This is a genomic window from Lentzea sp. NPDC036955, from assembly GCF_055608005.1.
In genome coordinates this window covers 270,331-292,821 of sequence record NZ_JBVJRC010000001.1, presented here as the reverse complement: position 1 = coordinate 292,821, position 22,491 = coordinate 270,331, and the positions used below count along the sequence as shown (strand labels likewise).

At 71.6% G+C, this 22,491-nt stretch carries 24 protein-coding genes; 17 read left to right on the top strand and 7 right to left on the bottom strand.

Features of this window, described 5'->3' with window-relative positions; genetic code table 11:
• The first annotated feature begins 91 nt into the window (after positions 1-91).
• The 4 genes from ACZ7CF_RS01405 to ACZ7CF_RS01390 are packed head-to-tail and all read left to right on the top strand — an operon-like array spanning position 92 to position 3,621.
• Entirely contained in the window at positions 92-1,084 is a 993-nt protein-coding gene (locus ACZ7CF_RS01405; RefSeq protein WP_470368533.1) for an ABC transporter substrate-binding protein, read from the top strand.
• Between the two features lie 4 nt (positions 1,085-1,088).
• Positions 1,089-2,279: an MFS transporter gene (locus tag ACZ7CF_RS01400; protein ID WP_360387452.1), complete on the top strand. Its 1,191-nt coding sequence runs from the start codon at positions 1,089-1,091 to the stop codon at positions 2,277-2,279.
• Between the two features lie 2 nt (positions 2,280-2,281).
• Positions 2,282-3,202 (top strand): prolyl aminopeptidase, encoded by a 921-nt coding sequence (gene pip, locus ACZ7CF_RS01395; protein ID WP_458433250.1) that lies wholly within the window; start codon positions 2,282-2,284, stop codon positions 3,200-3,202.
• On the top strand, positions 3,199-3,621 hold the full coding sequence (locus tag ACZ7CF_RS01390) for a DnaJ family domain-containing protein (protein WP_470368532.1): 423 nt from the start codon (positions 3,199-3,201) through the stop codon (positions 3,619-3,621). Before pip ends, ACZ7CF_RS01390 begins: the two co-directional genes overlap by 4 nt.
• Here ACZ7CF_RS01390 and ACZ7CF_RS01385 read toward each other — a convergent pair.
• Positions 3,608-4,123: a lytic polysaccharide monooxygenase auxiliary activity family 9 protein gene (locus tag ACZ7CF_RS01385; RefSeq protein ID WP_360387458.1), complete on the bottom strand. Its 516-nt coding sequence runs from the start codon at positions 4,121-4,123 to the stop codon at positions 3,608-3,610. The genes ACZ7CF_RS01390 and ACZ7CF_RS01385 overlap by 14 nt on opposite strands.
• Positions 4,124-4,377: 254 nt before the next feature.
• Here ACZ7CF_RS01385 and ACZ7CF_RS01380 point away from each other — a divergent pair, with 254 nt between their 5' ends.
• From ACZ7CF_RS01380 to ACZ7CF_RS01365, 4 genes are all read left to right on the top strand, one after another.
• Positions 4,378-4,662 carry a hypothetical protein gene (locus tag ACZ7CF_RS01380; RefSeq protein WP_458433244.1) on the top strand — a complete coding sequence of 95 codons (285 nt, stop codon included), beginning with the start codon at positions 4,378-4,380 and terminating at the stop codon, positions 4,660-4,662.
• 35 nt (positions 4,663-4,697) lie between these two features.
• The gene (locus tag ACZ7CF_RS01375; RefSeq protein ID WP_470368531.1) at positions 4,698-5,063 is read left to right on the top strand and encodes a hypothetical protein; all 366 of its coding nucleotides are present in this window, start codon (positions 4,698-4,700) and stop codon (positions 5,061-5,063) included.
• Positions 5,064-5,575: 512 nt separating this feature from the next.
• Positions 5,576-7,831 carry an ATP-binding protein gene (locus tag ACZ7CF_RS01370; protein WP_360387461.1) on the top strand — a complete coding sequence of 752 codons (2,256 nt, stop codon included), beginning with the start codon at positions 5,576-5,578 and terminating at the stop codon, positions 7,829-7,831.
• A 152-nt stretch (positions 7,832-7,983) separates the two neighbouring features.
• A complete protein-coding gene (locus ACZ7CF_RS01365) occupies positions 7,984-8,247 on the top strand; it encodes a hypothetical protein (protein ID WP_458433238.1) in 264 nt (87 codons plus the stop codon).
• A gap of 16 nt (positions 8,248-8,263) precedes the next feature.
• On the opposite strand, the gene ACZ7CF_RS01360 is transcribed toward ACZ7CF_RS01365, so the two are convergent.
• Positions 8,264-8,575, bottom strand: coding sequence for a hypothetical protein (locus ACZ7CF_RS01360; protein ID WP_360387465.1), 312 nt, complete (start codon positions 8,573-8,575; stop codon positions 8,264-8,266).
• Positions 8,576-8,783: 208 nt separating this feature from the next.
• On the opposite strand from ACZ7CF_RS01360, the gene ACZ7CF_RS01355 reads away from it, so the two are divergent.
• Positions 8,784-9,533 (top strand): hypothetical protein, encoded by a 750-nt coding sequence (locus tag ACZ7CF_RS01355; protein ID WP_360387468.1) that lies wholly within the window; start codon positions 8,784-8,786, stop codon positions 9,531-9,533.
• A gap of 18 nt (positions 9,534-9,551) precedes the next feature.
• Here the strand turns inward: ACZ7CF_RS01355 and ACZ7CF_RS01350 are convergent, their stop codons facing one another.
• Positions 9,552-10,187 carry a DedA family protein gene (locus ACZ7CF_RS01350; protein ID WP_360387471.1) on the bottom strand — a complete coding sequence of 212 codons (636 nt, stop codon included), beginning with the start codon at positions 10,185-10,187 and terminating at the stop codon, positions 9,552-9,554.
• A gap of 162 nt (positions 10,188-10,349) precedes the next feature.
• Here ACZ7CF_RS01350 and ACZ7CF_RS01345 point away from each other — a divergent pair, with 162 nt between their 5' ends.
• The 3 genes from ACZ7CF_RS01345 to ACZ7CF_RS01335 all read left to right on the top strand — a co-directional run bounded on the left by ACZ7CF_RS01345 (position 10,350) and on the right by ACZ7CF_RS01335 (position 12,473).
• A complete protein-coding gene (locus tag ACZ7CF_RS01345) occupies positions 10,350-10,817 on the top strand; it encodes a redoxin domain-containing protein (protein WP_360387474.1) in 468 nt (155 codons plus the stop codon).
• A gap of 91 nt (positions 10,818-10,908) precedes the next feature.
• Entirely contained in the window at positions 10,909-11,259 is a 351-nt protein-coding gene (locus ACZ7CF_RS01340) for a YciI family protein (RefSeq protein ID WP_470368530.1), read from the top strand.
• Positions 11,256-12,473 carry an RNA polymerase sigma factor gene (locus ACZ7CF_RS01335; protein WP_470368529.1) on the top strand — a complete coding sequence of 406 codons (1,218 nt, stop codon included), beginning with the start codon at positions 11,256-11,258 and terminating at the stop codon, positions 12,471-12,473. Before ACZ7CF_RS01340 ends, ACZ7CF_RS01335 begins: the two co-directional genes overlap by 4 nt.
• On the opposite strand, the gene ACZ7CF_RS01330 is transcribed toward ACZ7CF_RS01335, so the two are convergent.
• A complete protein-coding gene (locus ACZ7CF_RS01330) occupies positions 12,381-12,929 on the bottom strand; it encodes a copper resistance CopC family protein (protein WP_360387482.1) in 549 nt (182 codons plus the stop codon). The genes ACZ7CF_RS01335 and ACZ7CF_RS01330 overlap by 93 nt on opposite strands.
• 116 nt (positions 12,930-13,045) lie before the next feature.
• Between ACZ7CF_RS01330 and ACZ7CF_RS01325 the strand changes: the two genes are divergently transcribed.
• Together ACZ7CF_RS01325 and ACZ7CF_RS01320 are read left to right on the top strand one after the other, a co-directional pair.
• On the top strand, positions 13,046-13,456 hold the full coding sequence (locus ACZ7CF_RS01325) for an ATP-binding protein (RefSeq protein ID WP_470368528.1): 411 nt from the start codon (positions 13,046-13,048) through the stop codon (positions 13,454-13,456).
• An 82-nt stretch (positions 13,457-13,538) separates the two neighbouring features.
• Positions 13,539-13,940: an ATP-binding protein gene (locus ACZ7CF_RS01320; RefSeq protein ID WP_360387488.1), complete on the top strand. Its 402-nt coding sequence runs from the start codon at positions 13,539-13,541 to the stop codon at positions 13,938-13,940.
• A 6-nt stretch (positions 13,941-13,946) separates the two neighbouring features.
• On the opposite strand, the gene ACZ7CF_RS01315 is transcribed toward ACZ7CF_RS01320, so the two are convergent.
• Genes ACZ7CF_RS01315 through ACZ7CF_RS01305 form a run of 3 tightly spaced genes read right to left on the bottom strand, consistent with a single transcriptional unit; the run spans position 13,947 to position 19,310 of the window.
• Positions 13,947-14,627 carry a GntR family transcriptional regulator gene (locus ACZ7CF_RS01315; RefSeq protein WP_360387491.1) on the bottom strand — a complete coding sequence of 227 codons (681 nt, stop codon included), beginning with the start codon at positions 14,625-14,627 and terminating at the stop codon, positions 13,947-13,949.
• A 34-nt stretch (positions 14,628-14,661) separates the two neighbouring features.
• The gene (locus ACZ7CF_RS01310; RefSeq protein ID WP_470368527.1) at positions 14,662-18,174 is read right to left on the bottom strand and encodes a BTAD domain-containing putative transcriptional regulator; all 3,513 of its coding nucleotides are present in this window, start codon (positions 18,172-18,174) and stop codon (positions 14,662-14,664) included.
• 23 nt (positions 18,175-18,197) lie between these two features.
• Positions 18,198-19,310, bottom strand: a complete 1,113-nt coding sequence (locus ACZ7CF_RS01305; protein ID WP_470368526.1) for an alpha/beta hydrolase family protein — start codon at positions 19,308-19,310, stop codon at positions 18,198-18,200.
• Positions 19,311-19,772: 462 nt separating this feature from the next.
• Between ACZ7CF_RS01305 and ACZ7CF_RS01300 the strand changes: the two genes are divergently transcribed.
• Genes ACZ7CF_RS01300 through ACZ7CF_RS01290 form a run of 3 tightly spaced genes read left to right on the top strand, consistent with a single transcriptional unit; the run spans position 19,773 to position 22,387 of the window.
• The gene (locus tag ACZ7CF_RS01300; RefSeq protein WP_470368525.1) at positions 19,773-20,594 is read left to right on the top strand and encodes an ABC transporter permease; all 822 of its coding nucleotides are present in this window, start codon (positions 19,773-19,775) and stop codon (positions 20,592-20,594) included.
• A 3-nt stretch (positions 20,595-20,597) separates the two neighbouring features.
• A complete protein-coding gene (locus ACZ7CF_RS01295; RefSeq protein WP_458433229.1) occupies positions 20,598-21,599 on the top strand; it encodes an ABC transporter substrate-binding protein in 1,002 nt (333 codons plus the stop codon).
• Positions 21,596-22,387, top strand: a complete 792-nt coding sequence (locus ACZ7CF_RS01290; RefSeq protein WP_470368524.1) for an ABC transporter ATP-binding protein — start codon at positions 21,596-21,598, stop codon at positions 22,385-22,387. The genes ACZ7CF_RS01295 and ACZ7CF_RS01290 overlap by 4 nt, the downstream gene beginning before the upstream one ends.
• The last annotated feature ends 104 nt before the right edge of the window (positions 22,388-22,491 follow it).

Below are 22,491 nucleotides of genomic sequence, written 5' to 3'. Positions count from 1 at the left end.
TTCGGCGCCAACACCACCCGATCAGGCACCCCTGCGCGGGTTCCATGGGCGCTTGATAGGTTAGGCAAGCCTAAACTCAGGAGGTGGACAGGTGCGCAGGACAGTCGCCGCGGTGCTCTTGCTCGGACTGGTGGCCGGGTGTGGTGGGACCACCCCCGCGGAGCAGCAGCAGGGCCAGTGGTCGTTCAAGGACGACCGGGGCAAGGAGGTCACCGCCGAGAAGCGGCCGGAGCGCGTGGTCGCACAGGTGTCCGCCGCGGGCGCGCTGAAGGACTACGGTGTCAACGTGGTCGGCACGTTCGGCCCGCTCAAGCGCGCGGACGGCACCACTGACCCCGAGGCGGGCAGCATCGACCCGAGCCAGGTCACCGACATCACCGGCCCCGGCTACGGCGAGATCGACATCGAGAAGTTCGCCGCGCTGAACGCCGACCTCGTCGTCGCCGGCTACTACCCCGAGGTCAGCGGGCTCTGGCACCTCACGGCCGAGTTCGAGGAGAAGGTCGCGAAGATCGCCCCGACCGTCGGCATCGGCCAGTCGAAGATCCAGCTGCCGGACGGCATCAAGCGCTTCCGCGACCTGGCCCAGTCCCTCGGCGCCGACGTCGACTCGGCCAAGGTGAAGGCCGACGAGCAGGCGTTCACCAAGGCCGCCGAGCGGTTGAAGGCCATCGGCGCCAAGATGACGGCCGCGAACCAGAAGATCCAGGTGGTCGGCGCCGACCCGAAGCTCTTCTACGTCGCGGTGCCGGCCCGCAACCCCGATCTCGACTGGTACGCGAAGGAGCTCGGCCTGCCGCTGCTCACGCCGGCCACGCCCGACGCCGAGGGCGGCGGCTACTTCCAGTCGCTGTCGTGGGAGAACGTCGGCACGTACAAGGAACACGTGATCATGTGGGACACCCGCCAGCACGTGCTCGACCCGGAGAAGATGAAGGAGGGCCACCCGGTCTTCCAGGCACTGCCCGCCGTGCAGGCCGGCCGGTTCGTGGAGTGGAACGCGGTCGCCCCGCTGAGCTGCACCTCCTACGCCGGGATCATGAACAAATTGGCTGACCAGTTGGACGCGGCCTTGGCACGATGACCATGTGCTGACGCTTTTGAAGGACAACGGCCCGTTGCGCGTGCTCACCACCGCACGGGTCGTTTCCGTTGTCGGGGACGCGCTGAGCCTGGTCACGCTGATGCTGCACGTCCAGTCGGCGCTGGGGCAGGCGCTGGCGGTCGCCGCCCTGCTGCTCGTCGGGGACTTCGCGCCGTCGTTGCTCAGCCCGTTCACCGGCCTCGTGAGCGACCGCTTCGACCGGCGCACGGTCATGGTCGGCTGCGAGGCCGCGCAGTGCGTGCTGCTGGCGGTCATCGCGTTCACCCTGCCGCCGTTGCCGGTCCTGCTCGCGCTCGTCGGGCTGCGGGCGCTGCTGGGGCAGGTCTTCCTGCCGGCGTCGCGGGCGGCGGTGCCGAGCCTGGTCGCGGAGGAGGACCTCGGGCCCGCGAACACCGCGCTGGGCTTCGGCACCAACAGCGCGGACGTGCTCGGGCCGCTGCTCGCCGCCGTGCTGCTGACGTTCCTCGACACCCGCGGTGTGCTGCTCGTGGACGCCGCCTCCTTCGCACTGGCCGCGGTGTTGCTGCTGCGGCTGCCGCGGCTGGTGGTGCCGGCGGAACCGGGGGAGACGGTCCTGGGCGACGCCCGTGCCGGGCTGCGCGAGATCTGGCACAACCGCACGGTGCGGATCGTGTTCCTGGGCTTCTGCGGAGTCGTGGCGTGCACCGCGATCGACGACGTGGCGGTCATCCAGCTCACCAAGGACGTCTTCGGGAGCTCCGACAGCGCGGCGAGCGTGGTGCTGGCCGCGGTCGGCGCCGGCTTGCTCGCCGGGTACGCGTTGCTCGCCAAGGGGTCCGCGCGGCTGGGCATGGTCGCGCTGCTCGTCACCGGGTTCGTGCTGAGCAGCGCGGGCAACCTGCTCACCGGTCTGGCGTGGGGCGTCGCGTCGGCGTTCGCGCTGCAGGCGGTGCGCGGGCTGGGCATCGCGGGCATGGACGTCGCGCACAGCACGCTGCTGCAACGGCTGGTGCCCGCCGACCGGACGGGCCGGGTGTTCGGCAACTTCTACGGCGGGATCGGCGTCGCCGCGGCGCTGTCGTACGTCGGCGGCGGCCTGCTGCTCGACGCGGCCGGACCCCGGCTGACGTTCGTCGTGGCCGGTGGCGCGGGCGTGCTCGTGGCGGTCTGGGTCGCGGTCGCCCTGCGCCGGCACGGCTCGGTAGCCTCGTGATCATGGACCTCCTCGACCACGGCCTGCTCGACGTCGGCGACGGCAACCGGCTCTACTGGGAGGTCGTCGGCGAGCCGGACGCCAAACCCGCCGTGTACCTGCACGGCGGACCGGGGTCGGGCTGCTCGGTCGGCGCGCGCAAGGTGTTGAGCGCGGGCAACTACAAGACGGTCCTGTTCGACCAGCGCGGTTGCGGCCGCAGCACGCCGAACGCGAGCGATCCGGCGACGGACCTGAGCGTCAACACCACCGACCACCTGATCGCCGACGTCGAACGGCTGCGCGAGCACCTCGGCATCGAGAAGTGGCTGGTGTTCGGCGGTTCCTGGGGTGTGACGCTGGCCGTCGCGTACGCGCAGCGCCACCCGGACCGGGTCAGCGAGCTGATCCTCGTGGCGGTCAGCCTGTCCTCGCAGCGCGAGCTGGACTGGCTGTACCGGGGCGCGTCCCGGTTCTTCCCGGAGGCGTGGGCCCGCTTCAGCGCGCACGCGGGCGATCCGCCGGACGTCGTGCGCGCCTACGCGGACCTGATGGAGCACCCCGACCGCGCGGTGCGGGAACGGGCGGCGATCGAGTGGTCGCGGTGGGAGGACACCGTGCTGTCGCTGGAGAACTTCGGCAAGCAGGGCAGCTGGACCGGCCGCCCCTCCGACGAGATGCTCGCGCTGGTGCGGATCTGCGCGCACTACTACGCCAACCACGGCTTCGTCGGCGACTTGGTGGGCGACGCGCACCGGCTCGCCGGCATCCCCGGTGAGATCATCCACGGCCGCCGCGACCTGAGCTGCCCACCCGACACGGCCTGGCGGTTGGCGAAGGCGTGGCCGGATGCGACGCTGACCGTCGTGGACGACAGCGGCCACAAGGGCAGTCCCGCGTTCGTCGCCGCCATCGAGGCCGCAGCGAGGAGGTTCTCCCCATGACGCAACGGAAACCGCACGGCATGGACTTCGAGTCGTGGATCGACCGCCAGATCCGCGAGGCCCAGGAGCGCGGCGAGTTCGACGGCCTGCCCAGCGCCGGCAAACCGCTGCCCGGCGCGGGAGAACCGCTCGACGAGGACTGGTGGATCAAGCGGAAGGTGCGCGAGGAGGAGGGGGCAGCGGGCCTGCCGCCCTCCCTGGTGCTGCGCAAGGAAGCCGAGAGCGCGAAGGAACGCGCGCTCACGGCTCCCACCGACGAGGACGCGCGCGCGATCATCGAAGCGATCAACGCGCGCATCCTCGACGCACTGCGCAAACCGTTGTCCGGTCCGCCTTTGAACCTGATGCCGTTCAACGTCGAAAAGCTGGTACGTGAGCGGAAGGGGACCTCACGTACCGACTGGCTCAGCTCGCGTTGATGTCGATGCAGGAGTAGAACGCCATCGCGGTGTCGCCGATGTTCCACACCGCGAGGACCTTGTGCCGGCCCGCCGACCCCACGTTCACCGTGTGCTGCACGCTCGCCGGCGGCTGCTGGTTGTTGCCGCTGAACGTGGCCACCTTGCGACCGTCCACGAAGTAGTCGTAGTCCCGCGTGCGGTGCCGCGCGGTGAACGTCCAGTTGAACGTCACCGAACGACCGGTCTGGTGCACCTTCCAGCCCTTGCTGTCGTTGCTCAGCTCGGCGAACTGCGGCAGGTTGGCGTGGCAGCTCTGCAGCCCCTTCGGGCCCTCGACCGACTGCGGCTCGTACTTGATGTTGCCGCAGGAGACCACGCCACTGGCGCACTGGGCCTGACGGCTGGCGGGCGAGGACACGTACCCGTGCGCGAACGCCGTGCCGGTGGGGAGAGCCACGACGAGCAACGGTGCAGCGACCACACCGGCCACAGCGGCCGCGACCCTGCGTCGAATTTTCATGTGACTTCCTTTGCCTTGATGTTGCGGGTTGTGCGTTACATCGCGGCGGCGGTGAAGGTCTAGACCATACCGCGAGTGACGAAGGAGCCACAAGGTGTGCCTGCGGATCGGCTGGCGAACTGTCCTGTCCGGGCGAAGACGGCGGTGTTCGGACCTGGTCAGCGGAGGTGGTGGCGGAGTTGGGAAGTACATGCCGGGTGCGTTCGAGGGGTGGTGCCGTCCCGGTATCCCAGACCGGACGGGATGATCGTCCAATGGCGTCGTGGGTCTTCCAGGTGGTGGTGCCGGGGTGGGGCATGACGGTCCGGGACCAACACGAAGACGACATCGGCGAGGCAGGCCCGCCGGGTGAGCAGCCACCCGTCGTCGAGGTGCGGAACACGGTGGTCGCGACCTCGGTTTCGAGCGCAGGGCAGGCCCACACGGTTACCGGCGGCGTCCACCACCTCACCCTGCTGTTCCGGGGCAGCCGATGCCGCGGCAGTTGCCCGCCGTTCCCTCGGGGTTCGTCGGACGCGCCGCCGAGCTTGACCAACTGACCGCGGCCCTGGCCCCCTCGGCAGAGGTGTTGGTGGTGTCGGCGATCGGCGGGGCCGGGGGCATCGGCAAGACCTGGCTCGCGCTGGCGTGGGCATATCGGCACCTGGAGCGGTTTCCCGACGGGCAGCTGTTCGTCGACCTGCACGGCTTCAGCCCCGCCGGCGAGCCGATGCAGCCGGCGGTGGCGGTGCGCGGGTTCCTCGACGCCCTGGACGTCGACCCGAACCGCATCCCCACCGACCTCCACGCCCAAGCCGCGCTCTACCGCAGTCTGGTGGCCAGGCGGCGGATGCTCACCGTGCTGGACAACGCCGCCACCAGAGACCAGGTCACCCCCTGTTGCCCGGCTCGCCGACCTGCACCGTGCTGGTCACCGGCCGCCAGAAGCTGGCCTCGCTGATCGACCGGCACGGTGCCCGCCACCTGCCCCTCGGTGCCCTGCCCACGAGGAGGCCCGCGCCCTGCTGGCCGCCCGCCCGGGCGCCGACCGCGTCGTCGCCGAACCCGAGGCGGTGGACGAGCTGATCGGGCTGTGCGGGGCCACCCGCTGGCGTTGTCGATCACCGCGCGCACCGCCGGGCCCACCGTGCTGTCCTGGTCCCTGCGCTGGCTCACCGAACGGGCTGGAGAACGCCTCGCTGCTGCAACGGCGGCCGGGCGGCCGCTACGCCATGCACGACCTGATCCGCCGCTACGCCAGGGACACCGCCCACACCACCCTGCCCGAGCACGTGCGGGAAGCGGCTCCAGAAGCCGCGTGGAGCCCGGATCCGGGTGGGCCGGTGGAACACGGCGTGATCCGACGGGTGGGCGTTGATCGATTCAACGCTCACCCGCCGCCTCGGCAACGAAGTGGTCGCTCCACGGCGAGCACGCTTGCCACCGGCGGAGGTCGGGGGTGCACTGTCACGCATGAGCGAACCGCACGGTCCGCAGTCGAAATCCACCTTCGGTCAGACGCTCCTGCGCCACCGGACGGCAGCCGGACTGTCGCAAGCGGCGCTGGCCCTGGCTTCGGGCATGAGCGTTCGGGCACTGAGGGACCTGGAGCACGGAAGGGCGGCCGCCGCGCAGGAGCGTTCGACCGAACTGCTGGCGGACGCCCTCGGACTGACCGGTGACGAGCGGGTGTCCTTCGTGGTGCTGGCGACGCAGAAGCGCCGTCGCTCCGCGCACGGGGAGAACAGGGCGATGCTGTACGCGTTGCCCGTCACGCCGAACGTGGTGGGCAGAGAGGACGAGCTCCGCAGCCTGTCCACGATGGCCGATGCGGGCGGCGTCGTGGTGATCGCCGGCCCGCCGGGCGTGGGCAAGACCACGTTGGCGGTCGCGGCCGCGGACTACCTGATGTCCCGGTTCTCGGACGGCACCCTTGCCCTGGACCTGCGTGGCGTCGGCAACCAGCCGATGAGCTCCAGCGTCGCTCTTGAACGCGTGCTGACGTCGCTGGGGGTGCCGCCGGGCCGCATACCCCCGACGCAAGGCGAACGCAGCTCGCTCTTCCACACCTTGTTGCGGGATCGAAGCGTGCTGCTGATCCTGGACAACGCGATGGACGAAGCTCAGGTCAAGCCGTTGCTGGCCAGCGGCGAGCACAGTTTGACCATCGTGACCTGCCGTCGTGCCCTGGCGGGCCTGGAGTCGGCGCACCGGCTGCCGATCGACATGCTGACCACGGCGAACGCGGTGGACCTGCTCGCGTCGATCGTGGGCGATGACGTGGTCCGATCCGAACCGGAGGCAGCGGATGAGCTCGTCTCCCTCTGCGGGAACCTGCCGCTGGCCGTGCGGATCGTGGGCAACCGACTGGCCACCCGGCGGTTCTCGTCGATCGCCTACCTGGTCGGACAGATGCGGGACCAGCGGAAGAGGCTGAACTCGTTGTCGGTGGGCGATCTGCACGTGCGGGCGGCTTTCGCGACGTCGCTCCAGTGGCTGGGAGAAGGTGAGCGCTCCGCTTTCCGGCGTCTCGCCATCATTCCCGGCGCTCACTTCGACGACGACCTCGCCGCGGTCGCGACCGGCACACCGGCGGACGAGATCGGCGCGGTGCTGGACTCGCTGGTCGAGATGTCGCTGATCAACGTCATCGGCGATCCCGTTCGACTTCAGTTCCACGACCTGGTCCGGCTGTTCGCGTACGAGTGCTGGCTCGACGAGGAACCGGAGGAGGAGCGAGACCGGCTCCGCGACGAGCTGTACGCCCATGTCCTCAGCCTGGGCACCGCCGCCGGCCGGCTCTTCCTCCCGACCGTGCGGGAGATCTCGGAAGACTGTCCGTTCCGGTCGCAGCGGGAGGCGGAGGACTGGCTGGAGGAGAACGTCACGACGTGGTCCGAAGTGTGCAGGGAAGCCGTGCAGCTGGGCTGGCACGAACAGGTGTACGACTTCGTCTGGTCGTTGCACACCTACATGCCCGGCCGGGAGTACGGGTACGGCTGGAACAAGATCTTCGAGTGCGGACTCCAGGCGGCGCAAGCGCTCCGGGACCGCGTCAAAGAAGCCGAGATGCTCGCACTGATGGGCTGGACGCTGCACGCGTCCGCCGGTGAAAGCGACCGCGCGCTCAACGTGCTCCACGAAGCACTGGCTCTCTCCCGGGAGATCGACCACCGGAGGATGGTCCTGGCGTCGCATTCAGCACTGGGGCTCACCTCGGCAGCGCTGGGGCGGCCGGCCGAAGCCGTCGAACACAGCAGACAGGCCTACCTGGTGTCGAAGGACCTCGGTTTCTTCGAGGAGCGCCTGTGGGCGACGCTGTCGTTCGGCACGTCGCTTCTGGCGGCGGGTGAGTTCCAGGAGGCTCTGGAGCTGCACAGCGCGTTGCTCGTCGAAACGAGGGATCGCAGTGATCAGACGAACCACGGCCTCGTGTCGAAGATGGAAGCGCACCTGCTCGCGCTGACGGGTGACTCCTTCGCCGGGCTGAACCGCTGGGAAGAGGCGGCGGAGTCCTACCGCGCGGCGCGGTCACAGCCGGGCATCGACCAGGCCCGCTACCGGAGTGAGGCAGAACTGGCGCTCAGCGAGGGCGTCGCGTGGCGCAACGTGGGCGACGTCGACCGCGCACGCAGGTGCTTGACGTTCGCCCACGCCCGGTTGGACGGACCGGTCAACCAGTCGATGCGAGAACGCGTCGAAGCGGAGTTGGCGCTCCTGCCCGAGTGACCTCGACGCGCGGCTCACACCGCAGCGCGGCGGAGGCCGCCGATCGGTTCGTCACCTGGCGCGCACATCCTGGTCCCTCGAAACGGAGTCCCTGGGAAGACGGGTGCCGGGGCCCGTCCTCAAAGCTGGTTGCTCTGACGTGCTTTGACCTTGTGTCGTGGCGTGATCTGCCGGAGCGGTACGGGCCGTGGAAGACGGTGTGCAACCGGTTCTGGCGGTGCTCGCGCAACGGCATCCTGACGATGCCGGTGTCGAAGGTGCGGGTGATCGCGGAGGCGGTCGACGAGCTGGACCGGGAGGTCTCGGTCGGCTCCAGCATCGTGCGCGCCCATCAGCACACGGCCGGTGCCCGCCGCCGCACGCCTGCGCGCACAGGGGGCGAGCGGGTCGTGTGGCGGGCAGACCGAACCAGATGATCATGCTATCGGCCGGTCACGCGGCGGCCCGTCGACCAAGATCCACCACGCCCTCACCCTGCGCCGCCGCCTCGGCGACGCCTGCGAGGTCGCGAACACCCTCGACCACGTGGGCCAGCCCCACGCCGTCCTCGGCCGGTAGGGGCAGGCCCGCACGGTGTGGCGGGAGGCACTGGAGCTGTACCGGGACCAAGGCCGTCACGCTGACGCCGACCGCGTCCGACAACAGCTCGACGACCTCGACACCCACGATGCCGCTCCGCCGTCCCAGAGCGCCGAAACCGCCAACCAGGTCCGGACAACGGCAGGGATGGATGTCCAGGTCCACCTGGCGGGCTGCAGGTCGGCGAGCTGATGCTCCGCCAGGTTCGTGCGGATCGGCCGGCGAACCCGGCCGAGACCCCGGCCCGTGTCCTGTTCGACGCCGGTTCTGGACAGTTTCCCGGGAACCCGCAGGTCGCCCTCCAGTGCCGCACCGGTTCCGGCCGCGCCGGTGTGAGACTGCCCGCGAACGTGACGAGGTGAAGGAGTTCGGCGTGTCCGCTGACGTCCCGGAAGGACCGGTTCCCGACCCCGGCGAGCGGGGCAACCCGGTGCTCGGCCTGCTCGACAAGGCCATCGGCCTGCAGGCACCGCTGGTGCGCAAGAACATCGCCAGGGCCCGCCAGCGAAACCCGGAGGCCACCCCGGCGGAGGTGGTCCGCACCCTGGAACGGATGTACGTCAGCGCCCTCGCCGGAACCGGTGCCGCGGTCGGGGGTGCCGCCGCCGCTCCCGCCGTGGGGACCGGGGTCGCGATCGCGCTGTCGGCGGGGGAGGCGTTCTCGTCGCTGGAGCTGAGCGCCCTGTTCGTGCTCTCCGTCGCGGAGGTGCACGGGGTGCGCGTCGAGGAGGTCGAACGGCGCCGGACGCTCGTGCTGGGGGTCCTGCTCGGCGAGTCCGGGTCGAAGACGATCGGCAAGGTCGCCGAGCGCACCGGTCAGCACTGGGCGCGCCAGCTCGTCGGCAAGGTGCCGGCGGCGACGCTGCTGCGGATCAACAAGGTGCTGGGCAAGAACTTCGTCACCAAGTACGGCACGAAGCAGGGGATCATCGTGCTCGGCCGGGCGGCACCGTTCGGCATCGGCGCGGTGATCGGCGGCGGTGCCAACGCCGCCGTCGCCGCACTGGCCGTGCGAGCCGCGCGGCGGGCCTTCGGACCGGCGCCCGAGGCGTGGCCGGAGGGGGAGGACGGAACGGAGGTCCTGGAGGGCACCGTGGTCGAACCGGACGCGGAGACCGGGTGAGCGCCGTCCGGGGACGGCTCAGGCGGAGGTGACCTCTTCCGCGGGCTCCTCCGCGGCACGGGCCAGGCGGCGCTTGATCACGACGGTGCCCACCACGCCGGCCACCACGGCAATGGCCAGGCCCGCGTACGAGAAGCCCTTCAGCCACTTCTCGGCCACCACGCCGAGGTAGTACACGGCCGCCGTGGTGCCGCCGGCCCAGACGACGCCGCCGAGGGCGTTGGCGACGAGGAACTTCCCGTAGGGCATGTGCATGGAACCGGCCAGCGGGCCGGCGAGAATGCGCAGCAGTGCCACGAAACGACCGAAGAACACCGCCCAGGCACCGCGTTTGTGGAACACGCGGCGGGCGTGGGTGAGCTGTGCCTCGCCGAAGTGCTTGGGGAACTTGCGGCCCATCCACGCGAACAGGCGCGGACCGCCGCGACGGCCGATGAGGTAGCCGAAGTTGTCGCCGATGATGGCGCCCGCGCTCGCCCACACGCCGATCCACAGGGGGCTCAGCTCGTCGTGCTGCGAGGCCAGCAGGGACGCGGTGACCAGCACGATCTCGCCGGGGAGCGGGATGCCGAGCGACTCGAAGCCGATCACGAGGCCCACGATGGCGTACACGAGCAGAGGAGGGATGGCTTCGAGCCACTGTTCGACCGGCACCTCGCAACTCTATCCCCGGTGCCGGAACGGGGCTGCCTCCGCGACATCGCCGCAATCGGCATCTGAGCTGTTCGTCCGTTTCAACATTCGCCGCTTTCCGTGCGGCCTGCCGCTGAACCGCAGGAGGTGCGAGGCCGTAGGCCCAGGCAGGAGGTGAGGACCGTGCGCGTCCTTGGGGTCCTGCTCGCGGTGCTGGTGCTCGCGGGCTGCGCGCAGCCGCCGCCCGCGCCGGAGAAGTTCCAGTTCACGGCCACGACGCTGGAGGGCGCCGAGTTCCGCGGCGACAAGCTCGTCGGGAACCCCGCGGTGCTGTGGTTCTGGACGCCGTGGTGCCCGTCCTGCAACGCCGAGGCGCCGACCGTCGCGAAGGTCGCGGGCAAGCACCACGAGGTGCAGTTCGTCGGTGTCGCGGCCGAGGACCGGCTCGACGCGATGAAGGAGTTCGTGTCCGGCCACCGGCTCGACGGGTTCCCGCACCTCGCCGACCTCGACGGGGCGGTGTGGAAGCGGTTCGGGGTGACCGCGCAGCCCACCTTCGCGTTCGTCCGCGGTGACGGGTCCGTCGAGCTCCTCATCGGCGCGCCCACCGAGGAGCAGCTCGACGAGCGCGTCGCGGCCCTCACGCCGTGACCACCCCGTCCGGGGCGTCGAGCGGGGATCATGGGCTCACCCTGTCGAATCGGGCCGCCCGCGTTGGTGTGGAGGGCGAGAGGAGTCCACCATGACGCAGCAGTACCTGCTCAGCATCTACCAGCCCGACGGTGAGGTCCCGCCGCCCGAGGTGCTCCAGCCGATCATGCGGGACCTCGGCGCGCTCAACGAGGAGATGCGGGCGCGCGGGGCGTGGGTGTTCGCCGCCGGCCTGCACCCGCCGACGACCGCGACCGTGCTGCGGGCGAAGGACGGTGACGTGCTGCTGACCGACGGGCCGTTCGCCGAGGGCAGGGAGCACATCGGCGGGTTCACCGTCATCAGGGCCGCCGACCTGGACGAGGCGCTGGAGTGGGGGCGCCGGCTCGCCACCGTGCTGAGCCCGCTGGCGGTCGAGGTGCGGCCCGTCGCGTCCGGATGATCGAGGAGGTCTTCCGCGCGGAGTACGGCCGCGCCGTGTCCGTCCTGACCCGGTTCCTCGGCGACCTCGACCTCGCTGAGGAGGCGGTGCAGGACGCCTTCGCGACGGCCGCCGCGCGCTGGCCGGTCGACGGCGTGCCGCCCGCACCGGCCGGCTGGATCATCACCACGGCCCGCAACCGCGCCGTCGACCGGCTGCGCCGCGAGGCCAAGGGCCGGGAGAAGCAGTCGGCGCTGGTGCCGCGCGAACCGGAGGTGGAGGACGTGGGTGCCGTGCCCGACGACCGGTTGCGGCTGATCTTCACCTGCTGCCACCCGTCGCTCGCCCTGCCGGCGCGGGTGGCGCTGACGCTGAAGCTGCTCGGCGGGTTGTCGACCGGTGAGATCGCCAGGGCGTTCCTGGTGCCGGAAACCACGATGGCGCAGCGGATCGTGCGTGCGAAGGGCAAGATCCGCGCCGCCCGCATCCCCTACCGGGTGCCGCGCGACGCCGACCTGCCCGAACGGCTCGCGGCCGTGCTCGCCGTCCTCTACCTCGTCTTCACCGAGGGGTACCTCGGCGAGGGCGCGCTGGCCGACGAGGCGGTCCGGCTCTGCCGGGTGCTGGCTTCGCTGATGCCGGACGAGCCGGAGGCGCAGGGCCTGCTCGCGTTGATGCTGCTGGTCCGGTCACGGCGCGCGGCCAGGCTGGCGGACGGCAGGCTGGTGCTGCTGGCCGACCAGGACCGGTCCCGCTGGGACGCGGACATGGTCAACGAGGGGCAGGACCTCGTGCGCCGGTGCCTGCGCTGGAACCGGCCGGGCCCGTACCAGGTCCAGGCCGCCATCAACGCCGTGCACAGCGACCCGCCGACCGACTGGACCCAGGTCGTGGCCCTCTACGACCAGCTGATGGCACTCGCACCGAGCCCGGTGGTGGCGCTGAACCGCGCGGTGGCGGTCGCCGAGGTCGCCGGCCTGGCGGAAGGGCTGCGGCTGGTCGACGAGCTGGGGCTGGAGCGGTACCACCTGTTCCACGCGGTGCGCGCGGACCTGCTCGGCCGCCTGGGCGCCGACCCGCGTCCCGCGCTGGAGGCCGCGCTCGACCTGGCCGTGCACCCGGCCGAACGCGACCTCCTGCGCTCACGCCTGCTTGCGGCGGCGGACCAGCAGGAGCGCGCCGACCACCACGACCAGCCCGAGCACGACCCACACCCAGGCGGGCAGCCCGTCTGAGCCCTGCTCGGCCGAGGCCGCCGGGGGAGCGGTCGACGCCGCCGCGGCCGACGTGGTGGTCGTGACCGGTGCCGAGGTCGTGACCGCGACGACGTTCAACGTGAACGCGACCGTGCCCCGGACGACGTCGCCGTCGTCGGCCTGCGCCGCCCACGTGAGGGTGTGCGCCCCGGACTTCGCCGCGGCCGGGTCGACCGTCGCGGTGATGGTGCTGCCGACCGCGGCCGCCCGCGTGACCGGCCACGTTGCGCCGTCCGGTCCGGTGATGACGACCGCGTCGCCCTCCGGCAGGCTCACGGTGTCGCTGAAGACGAGCTCCACCTGCTTGGGCGCGGCGTCGAGCGTGGCGCCCGCCGCCGGGGTGCTGCTCTTGAGTTCGGCGTGGGCCGACGCGGGTCCGGCGGTGCCCGTCGCGGCGAGCAGGACCAGCACGAACGCGATGAGGTAACGGATCACGTGCGCAGAGTAGTGGTGGGAACGGTCCCGGCGGCACCCTCGAAGATCGGGTGCAAGTCACTGGTTTGGTCGCCGATGCACTTGGGTAACCCGCGCAGAACTGATCAACGTGACCCTTGGGGAGCGGTTTGGCGCACGACCAGGCAGCACGAGCGGACGACGTGTCGCACCTGCCGCTGGGCAGGCAGCGGCCCTCGCTCGCGACCGTTCGGCGCTGGGTGCGGCTGGAGCTCATGGGCGAGGACCAGAACTGCGTCGGTGACGTGCTGCTGGTCGTGAACGAGCTGGTGAGCAACGCCTACCGGTACACCTCCGAGCCGTCGTTCCTGCGGGTCGTCCTCTCAGCGGGCAAGATCCGGGTCGAGATCACCCACGACGCGCAGGCCCGGCCGCCGTTGCGGAAGGTCAGCCGGCCGCAGCGGGGCTACGGCCTGGTGCTGGTGGCCCGGTTGTCCGACCGGTGGGGTGTGGACAGGGCGCACGGCGGCACCGTCGTGTGGGCCGACCTCCCGAGGGAAGAGAAGTGAGTTCGGTTCGGTGGGTTTCGATCGTCGCGCCTTTGGGTACGGATCCCGCTGCCTTGAAGCAACAGGGCGCGGGGAGAGGCTGATGGGTGTCATCGGACGGTCCAGCGAGCACGTGGACCTCGTCCTGCCGGAGGGGATGATGCCGCTCGCCGACGTGCGCGCGCAGGTCCGTCGCCTCCTTCTGGGGATGCATGAGAACGTGGTGGTCGACGTGATGGTCGTGGCCACCGAGCTCGTCAGCAACGCCTACCACCACGCAGCGCCACCGCGCCGGGTCCGGGTCATGTCCCTGCCCGAGCGCGAGGTCGTGCGAGTGGAGGTCGAGGACGGCACGCCCGGCCGCTTCCCGCAGCTGGGGCGGATGGGGTTCCTCGGGCGGCGACAACGCGGTTTGTTGCTGGTCAACGGGCTGGCGCAGGTGTGGGGGCACAACCGGTTCCCCGAGTTCAAGACGGTGTGGGCGGACATCACGACCGTGCGCTGACGAGGGTCACGCCGTCGACCTGCGCACCACGTGGTCGGTGCGCGGCAGGTGCATCGTCAGGTGCGCCCGGTCGCTGCGCAGCACCACCCAGGACCGTTCGACGGCGCGGCCGTGGACGTCGTGCGCCATCCACGCGACCGACAGCAGCGGTGTCGCCGGCCGCACGCCGAGCAGACCGGCGACGCGCGGGGTCGCGAGAGCGGTCGTGCACCACGGGTGCAGGTCGCCGAACCGGACGCGGTAGTGGTCGGCGAGGAACCGCCGCAGCGGCACCTCGTGGTCGTAGCGCTCGGCGAGACCGGGGTACTGGGAGGCGCGCAGGAACGTCGACCGCACCCCGATCGGCTCGTCCCCGCGCACCAGCACCGCCTCGACGTTGACCACGTCCTGCGCGCCGATCGTGCGCACCGCCACCGACTCGCGCGCCGCCAGGTCGTTGACCAGCGCGTCGAGGCTCACCCGGTGCAACGGCCTGCGCGGCGCCACCTCCGTGCCCTGCCGGCCGGCCCTGCGGATGAGCCGGCCCTCCAGCACCAGTTCGTCCAGCGCCTTGCGGATCGTGGTGCGCGACATGCCGTAGAGCTCCGCCAGCTCGCGCTCCGGCGGGAACGGTGTGCCGTCCGGCAGCTCGGCGAGCAGGTCGACCAGCTGGGTCTTGGCCTGGTAGTAGCGCGGCGTGAAGGGCACACCCGGACGCTATTTCCGTGCGATAACCAGCGGCTCATCGCAGTTCGCGGACGTCGGGCACCGAGCCGATCCGCTCGTACTCGCGCACCGCCGCGGCCCGGTCGCCGCGCAGGAACGCCTCCGCCGCGTCCCGCCACCGCGACCACGAGACTCCGGCGAGGCTTTCCGGCCCGTGCCCGGTGGCGGCCAGCACGAGCGGCAGACCGGCGCCGATGGGCCCGGTGATCTGGTGGCCGGGCAGCACGGTGAGCAGCTCGTCCACCCACTCGCCGGCGGGCCGGCCGTCGAGCAGCGCGAGCCGTGCGGCCAGCACGAGCGGGTGCTGCAGCTCGCCGGGGTGGTTCTTGCGGCGGGCCAGGTCGAGCGCGTGGGCGGCGTCGGCGCGGGCACCGGGCAGGTCGCCGGTCAGCAACCGGATTCGCGCGCGGATCGCGTGGTAGAACGGCTCGGTCGGCCCGGCCGCGATCGACTCGCCGAGGTTCGCGAGCGCCGCCTCGTGGTCGCCGTCCCAGAACAGCTCGACGTACCGCGACGACTCCAGCCAGGCCAGGGTGTGCCGGTCGCCGTGGCGCAACGCCGCCGCCCGTGCCTCCGCGCGCACGGCACGTCGTGCGCGCGCATCGCCGAGCATCGCGTACGCGGTGCCCATGGTGAACAGGCACAGGCTCGCGGAGACACCGGCCGCCTGCCGTTCGGCCACGGCCTGGCGCATGTCGTCGATCCCCGCCGCGTCCCCCTTCTTCACCCGCGACAACCCCAGCGTCTCCCACGCGATGGCGCGCTCGGTGCCGGTGGCCCCGGTCAACGCCGTCCGTGCCGCGGTGATCGCCTCGTCGGTGCGGCCCACCAGCGTGAGCGCGTGCGCGGCCTGGGCCAGCACGGCGCACACCCGTTCACCGGGCTCAGCCGCGGCCAGGAGCTCCAGCGCCCGGTCCAGGTGCCGCACGGCCTCGCGGTGCTCGCCGCGGTTCCAGCACGCCTGCCACGCCGCCCTGGACGCGTCCGCGGCACCGGCGAGGTCGCCGGCGGCCACGTGCAGCTCGACCGCCTCGGCGAGCTCCGCCGTGCCGGCGCCGTCCCCGGACAGGCTGGTTCCCAGCAACGTCAGCAGTTCCGCGCGGTCGCCGTGGCCCGGCGGGCAGACGGCGAGCGCGGCCTCGAAGCACCGCGTCGCCGTGGCGCGGGCCGCGAGCGCCGCCGCCTTGCGACCGGTCTCGGTCAACGCCTCCCGCGCGTGCCGGCCGAGGATGTCGCACGGCCGCCCGGAGGCCTCGGCCAGCCACACCGCCTCCTGGAAGTGGTGCGCCAGCAGCGGAACGTGCTCCAGCGGCAGTGCGCGCACCCACTCCGCGGCGCGGTAGTGCTTCATCGCCTTGGACCCGCGCGGCACCCGGTCGTAGGCGACGTCGCGCACCAGCACGTGGCTGAACGCGTACTCGGCCTCGCCCACGACGTTGCTGACCGGCAGCCGGTGCAGGAAATCCCGCTGCCGCAACACCTCCAGCGACCGCGTGACCTCCTCTACAGCGCGTTCGGCGACCGCGGCGACAGCGCCCGGCCACACCGTCGCACCGAGCACCGCCGCGTCCTGCAGCACGACCTTCTCCAACGGCGGCAACGAGTCCAGCCGCGCGCCGATCACCGTCTGCACCGTGTCCGGCAACGCGTCCCCGGCGCCGTCGCGCAGCATCCGCACGTACTCCCCGGCGAACAGCGGGTTGCCCGCCGAGCGGTGCAGCAGCTCGTCCAGGTCCGCCGTCACGTCGTGCCGGGTCATCAGCACCTTCAGCAGCAGCGTGGTGTCCTCTTCGGACAGTGGGGCCAGCGTCGTGACGCCGCCCCAGGACGGGCGGCGGGCCAGCAGCTCCGGCCGGGCCGTCACGAGCACCAGCAGCGGCACGTCGTCGGCGGTGTCGGCCAGGCCGTGCAGGAAGTCCAGCAGCAGGTCGTCGGCCCGGTGCGCGTCCTCCACGACCACCACGAGCGGGTCGGCCGCGAGCTGTTCGACCAGCCTGCGCCACGCCATCAGCACATCGCTGCCCTGCGGGCCGACACCGAGCAACGCCGACAGTTGCGCGACGAGCCACGGTTCGGAGCTGATCGCCCTGATCTTCGCGGTGACCGCCGCCCCCGAGTCGGTGTCGTAGACGCCGGCGTGGGCGCGCACGACCTCCGCGAGCGGTGCCAGCGGGTCGTTGTGGCTGACCGGCGGCGTGCGGCCGGTCAGCGCGGGGCGCCCCGCCGTGAACTCGCGCACCAGCCGCGACTTGCCCGCACCGGGTTCGCCGACCAGCGTCACGAGCCGGGGCCGCCGGGTCCGCGTCACCTCGTCGAACGCCTCGCACAACCGCGCGAGCTCGGCCGACCGCCCGACGAACGGCGCGTCGTCGCCCGCGGGGGTGAGCGCCCGGTCGGTGGCGGGACAGGTCCGCACCTCGCCCGCCGCGGCCAGGGCGACCAGCCGGAGCCCCGCGTCGAGCAACGTGCCGCTGACCTCCAGCCGGTCGCCCGACGTCACCAGCGCGGGACCGGTGCACACGGCAGCGGCCGCGGGGTGGCGTCCGACGACCTCGAACGCCGCGCGCACCGCCCGTGCCGCGTCGTCCTCACTCCCGGCGGGTGCGCCGAAGGTGGCACAGAGGGTCGACCCGAGCGTCGTCACCACGACCCCGCCGAGGGCCTCGACCAGGTCGCGGACGTCGGCGCCGCGGACCTCCAGCTGTTCATCGGCCGCCTCGTCGGTGCCGAGCTCCAACCGGGTCACCAGGACGCTGACCTTCTTGCGCTCCAGCACGACCGGCGCCGGGGCCGGGATCAGCGCGAGCGCCGGGTCCTGCGTGAGGACCGCCTGCTCCAGCGCCACCAGGTCCGGTCCCGGGTCGATGCCGAGCTCCGCGGCGAACCGGTCGCGGGCCCGGCGGAACACGGCGAGCGCGTCGGCCTGGCGGCCGGAGCGGTAAAGGGCCAGCATCAGCAGGCCGTGCACCCGTTCCCGCAGCGGGTGGTCGCGCACCAGCGCCTCCAGCTCCGCGACCACCTCGCGGTGCCGCCCGCACGCGATCTCCGCGTCGATCCGGTCCTCCACCGCGACCTCGCGCAACTGGGCGATCTCCACCAGCGCGGGCCAGGTGACGCCGTCCGCCACCAGGTCGGCGAGCACCGGCCCGCGCCACAACGCCAGCGCGTCGCGCAGCAGCGTCGCAGCGCGTTCCGGTGTCGCGGCGGTGGCGGCGCCGCCCAGCAGGGCGCGGAACCGGTGCAGGTCGACGCGGTCCGGTTCCGCGCGCAGCAGGTAGCCGGGCTTGCGGGTGACGAGGTCCAGGCCCGCCTTGCGCAACGCCGACACGGCGTTCAGCACGATCCCGCGCGCCGTCGGCGGGGGGTCGTCCGGCCACAGCGCCCCGGTCAGCTCGCTGACCGACACGACCCGGCCGACGTTGAGCAGCAGGAAGCCGAGCACCGCCCGGCGGGTGAACCCACCCAGCGGAAGCTCCCTGCCGTCGACGCGGACCAGCAGTGGTCCGAGGACGGCGAACTCGACAGCCATTGGACCAGACCATACCGCCGCCGTCAGCCCACGAGGCGGACTCCCAGGTGGCGCACGCGGTCGAACAGCGTGGTGGCGCGGTGTTTCAGGTGCAGGTCGAAGAACGCGGCCACGTGGTCGCGCTGCGCCTTCAGCGAGTCCCGGGGATCGATCGTGCCGATCAGGTCGGCCCTGCGCTCCGCCGTGACCGCCCCGACCTGCGGAACCGCCCACTGCAGGTCGCTGAACCCGAGGTGCGCGCCGTCGTCGAGGTGCACGTCCCGCTTCCAGCCGCGCTGGTTCGGCCAGAAGTCCGCCCACGACCGGGTCAGGCTCGTGTCGACGTGCGAGAGCTCGCGCTCGCGCAGGTCACCGCCGAAGAGCAGGAACGGCCGGTCGACGCCCCTCGTGACGATCTCGCCCGGCGCGTACGGGCCCGACCCGCTGTGCTCCATGGCGCCGTCGATGTTGATGCCCGCGTCGAACCTGCGGTCGCGCACCATCGTCTCGCCGGCCGTGTAGCCGCCGTAGGAGTGCCCGGCGATCCCGACCCGGCCGAGGTCCGCGCCCCGGTGCAGGCCGGGCAGCCGGCTGAGCACGAACCGCATGTCCGCGACCCGTGCGTCGATCGCCTTCCTCATGGTCTCCGGCCGGGCGTCACCGACCTCGCTCGGCACCAGGCGGCCGTCCGGGAACTCGACGACCAGCGACTCGTGCGTGTGCGAGACCGTGACGACGACGTACCCGCGGCTGGCCAGGTCCTCCGCGGCACCCGCGTAGAACTCGCGCGGCGACTGCAGTCCCGGCGAGAACAGCACCACCGGGAACCGGCCGGGGAGCGCGGGCGCCCGCGTCCTGGCCTGCCGCAGCGTGCCGGCCCAGTCGACCGTGCCCGCCGGGACGTCGAGGTAGCCGGGGCTGGAGAGCACCGGGTCGGCCGCCGCGGCGACGGCGGGGGACAGGAACGGCGCCCGCTCGCCCTTCGCGCGGGCCGGGTAGGTGACCGTGACCATGAGCTCCCTGCGCTGGTCCGGGTGCCACGGATCAGCGCGGGTGTCGGTGAGGTGGGCGTCGAACACGCCCACCGGGAACGGGCCGGTGACCTGCGGTGTCACCAGGGTCGATGCGGCCAGGACGGCCGCGAGCAGCAGTTGCACAGTTGATCTACCCCCTTCGAGCGGCAGCCTTGCAGCCGCCCGCTGAGAGGGCGCTGAGACACCTGTCGGGACCTCGTGGCCGCCGTGCTCCGGCGGCCGGCGGCAACGGGCCGCACCGGCACGGGCGGTGGCGGCGTCGGCCGAGGTGCTGCTGACGGACGAACCGTTGTCCAACTTGGACGCACGACTGCGGCTGGAAGCCAGGACGTTCCTCAAGAAGCTGCACCGCGAACGGATCGCCGTGATGGACCGTCTCCGGTGTGGTGTCCGCGCTACGACAGGGAGACCGGCCTGCTGCGCCAGGACGCCGGCCGCCGATGCGCGCACCACCGGCTCGTTCGGCGCCCAGACCGGCTGCCGTGTCCGGCCAGCGGGTTGCTCAGCTTCGTCGAACCTCCACCTTGACCGGTCCGCGAACCGGCCATAGCGTACTGGAAAGCGCTTTCCGACCTAGGAGGCCTCGTGGACACGGTTTCGGCGGACCGCAGGCGGGGTGGGGTGGTCGAGCGGTCCTGGCGCCCGGTCGCGCTCATCGCGGCCTTCGTGCTCCTCTGGCAGCTCGTCACCGCCGCGGAACTGGTCGAGCCCTACCTCGTGCCCTCACCGGGCAGAACGGCCGAGGTGCTGGTCGACAGGTGGTCCTACCTGTGGCCGCACACGCTGACCACGACCTGGGAGACGCTCGCCGGCTTCGTCATCGCCGCGGTCGTCGGCGTGCTGGTCGCCGTGGCGATGGTGTACTCGCGGACCGTCGAGAACACGGTCTACCCGGTGCTGCTGTTCGCGCAGGTCATCCCGAAGATCGCGATCGCGCCGCTGTTCGTGGTGTGGCTCGGTTTCGGCTTCGGGCCCAAGGTGGTCGTGGCCGTGCTGATGGCGTTCTTCCCGGTGGTGATCTCGATGGTCACCGGCCTGAAGTCCGTCGACACCGAGATGCTGGAGCTCGCCGCGACCATGGGCGGCGGGCCGCTCAAGACGTTCGCGAAGATCCGCTTCCCGGCGGCGCTGCCGCACCTGTTCGCCGGGCTGAAGGTCGCGATCACGCTCGCCGTCACCGGCGCGGTGGTCGGCGAGTTCGTCGGCGCCAACGAGGGTCTCGGCTACGTGATCCTGCAGGCCAACGGCAACATGGACACCCCGATGCTCTTCGCGGGGCTGATCGTGATGTCGGTCGTCGGCGTGCTGCTGTTCGCCCTGCTCGACCTCGCCGAGAGGCTGGTGCTGCCGTGGCACGCCAGCCGGCGCGGTTCCACCGTCACCACAACCCTTCTCGCGAAAGGCTGACCGATGAGGAAAGTGCTCGCAGGCCTACTTCCCGCGGTGCTGCTGGTGGCCGGCTGCGGCGGTGGCGGCGACTCCGCCGCCGGTGGTGGCGCGGAGGAGGTCACGCTGACCCTCAACTGGTACCCCTACGGCGAGCACGCGCCGTTCTACTACGGGCTCCAGCAGGGGATCTTCGAGAAGCACGGCATCAAGCTGAAGATCCAGGCGGGCCAGGGATCCGGCAAGACCGTGCAGGCCACCGGCGCCGGGCAGACCGACTTCGGCTGGGCGGACACCTCGGCGCTCGCCACCGCCGTCGAGAACGGCGTGCCGGCCAGGAGCATCGGCGTGTACCTGCAGACCACGCCCGCCTCGGTGCAGTTCTTCACGGAGAAGAACATCAGCGGGCCGGCCGACCTCAGGGGCAGGTCCGTCGCGACGACCGCCGGTGACGCGCTGACCAAGACGTTCCCCGCGTTCCTCCAGCGGAACGGCCTGCAGGAGTCCGACGTCTCCATCCAGAACATCGACCCCGCTGGCAAGATGGCCGCGGTCATCTCCGGCCGCACCGACGTGCTGCTCGGGTTCGCCTCCGACCAGGGTCCGACGATCAGGGAGAAGGCCGGCAAGGACGTGTCCTACCTGCGGTTCTCCGACTTCGGCCTGAACTACTTCAGCAACGGCCTGATCACGTCGAAGTCGGTGCTGGCCAAGGATTCCGACCTGGTGCGCAGGATGGTCCAGGCCACCCAGGAGGCGTGGACCGCTGCGGAGAAGGACCCGCAGGCCGCCGCCGACTCGATGAAGGGCGCCGCCGAGCAGCTGCCGTCGCCGACGGTCGTGCTGGAGCAGTTCAAGACCACGCTGACGTTGCTGCACACCGACGCCACGAAGGGCAAGGCTCCGGGCGTCAACACCGCGGAGGACTGGAAGAAGACCATCGACACCTTCCAGCAGACCGGCATCATCGGCAAGGCGTCGGAACCCTCGGCGTACTGGGAGGAAAGCGTGGCACCGAAGGGATGAGCACCACCTTGAACGCCACGAGCGCCGTCGCGATCAACGCCGTGTCCGTGCGCTTCCGCTCGAAGCGCGCGGAGACCACCGCGGTCGACCAGGTCTCGCTCGACGTGGCACCGGGCGAGTTCGTGTCCATCGCCGGCCCATCCGGCTGCGGCAAGTCGACGCTGCTGAAGCTCGTCTCGGGGCTGCTGCGGCCGTCGTCCGGCTCGGTGCGGCTGCTGGGGGAGGAGGTGCGCGGGCCCCGGCACGACATCGGGTTCGTGTTCCAGCGGGCCGCGCTGCTGGAGTGGCGGTCCGCGCGCAGGAACATCCTGTTGCAGGCCGAGATGCGCGGCATGGGTTCGGCGGAGGCCGGTCGCCGGGCCGACGAGCTGATCGAGATGACCGGTCTCACCGGCTTCGAGAACGCCCTCCCGCACGAGCTGTCCGGCGGCATGCAGCAGCGCGTGGCGTTGTGCCGCGCTCTGCTGCACCAGCCGCGCGTGCTGCTGATGGACGAACCGTTCGGTGCGCTGGACGCGTTGACCCGCGAGCAGATGAACGTGGAGCTGCACCGGGTGTGGCGCGAGACCGGCACGACGGTGCTGCTGGTGACGCACTCGATCGCCGAGGCGGTGTACCTGGCGAACCGGGTGGTCGTGCTGACGCGGCGGCCCGCGCTGGTGCGGGAGGTGGTCGAGGTCGGCCTGCCCGCCGAACGGGACTACGCGGCCACGATGGCCCGGCCGGAGTTCGCATCGGCGACAGCGCACATCCGGGAGCTGCTGGAAGCTGTGACGGGACACGACTGAACCGAGCCGGTCCGAAGGAGGGTTGTACCGGCATTATTAGCTGGGTACATTCCGGAGGCACTGCTTGGAAAGCGCTTTCCGCGCCGTGCTGGCACGGCCTGGCC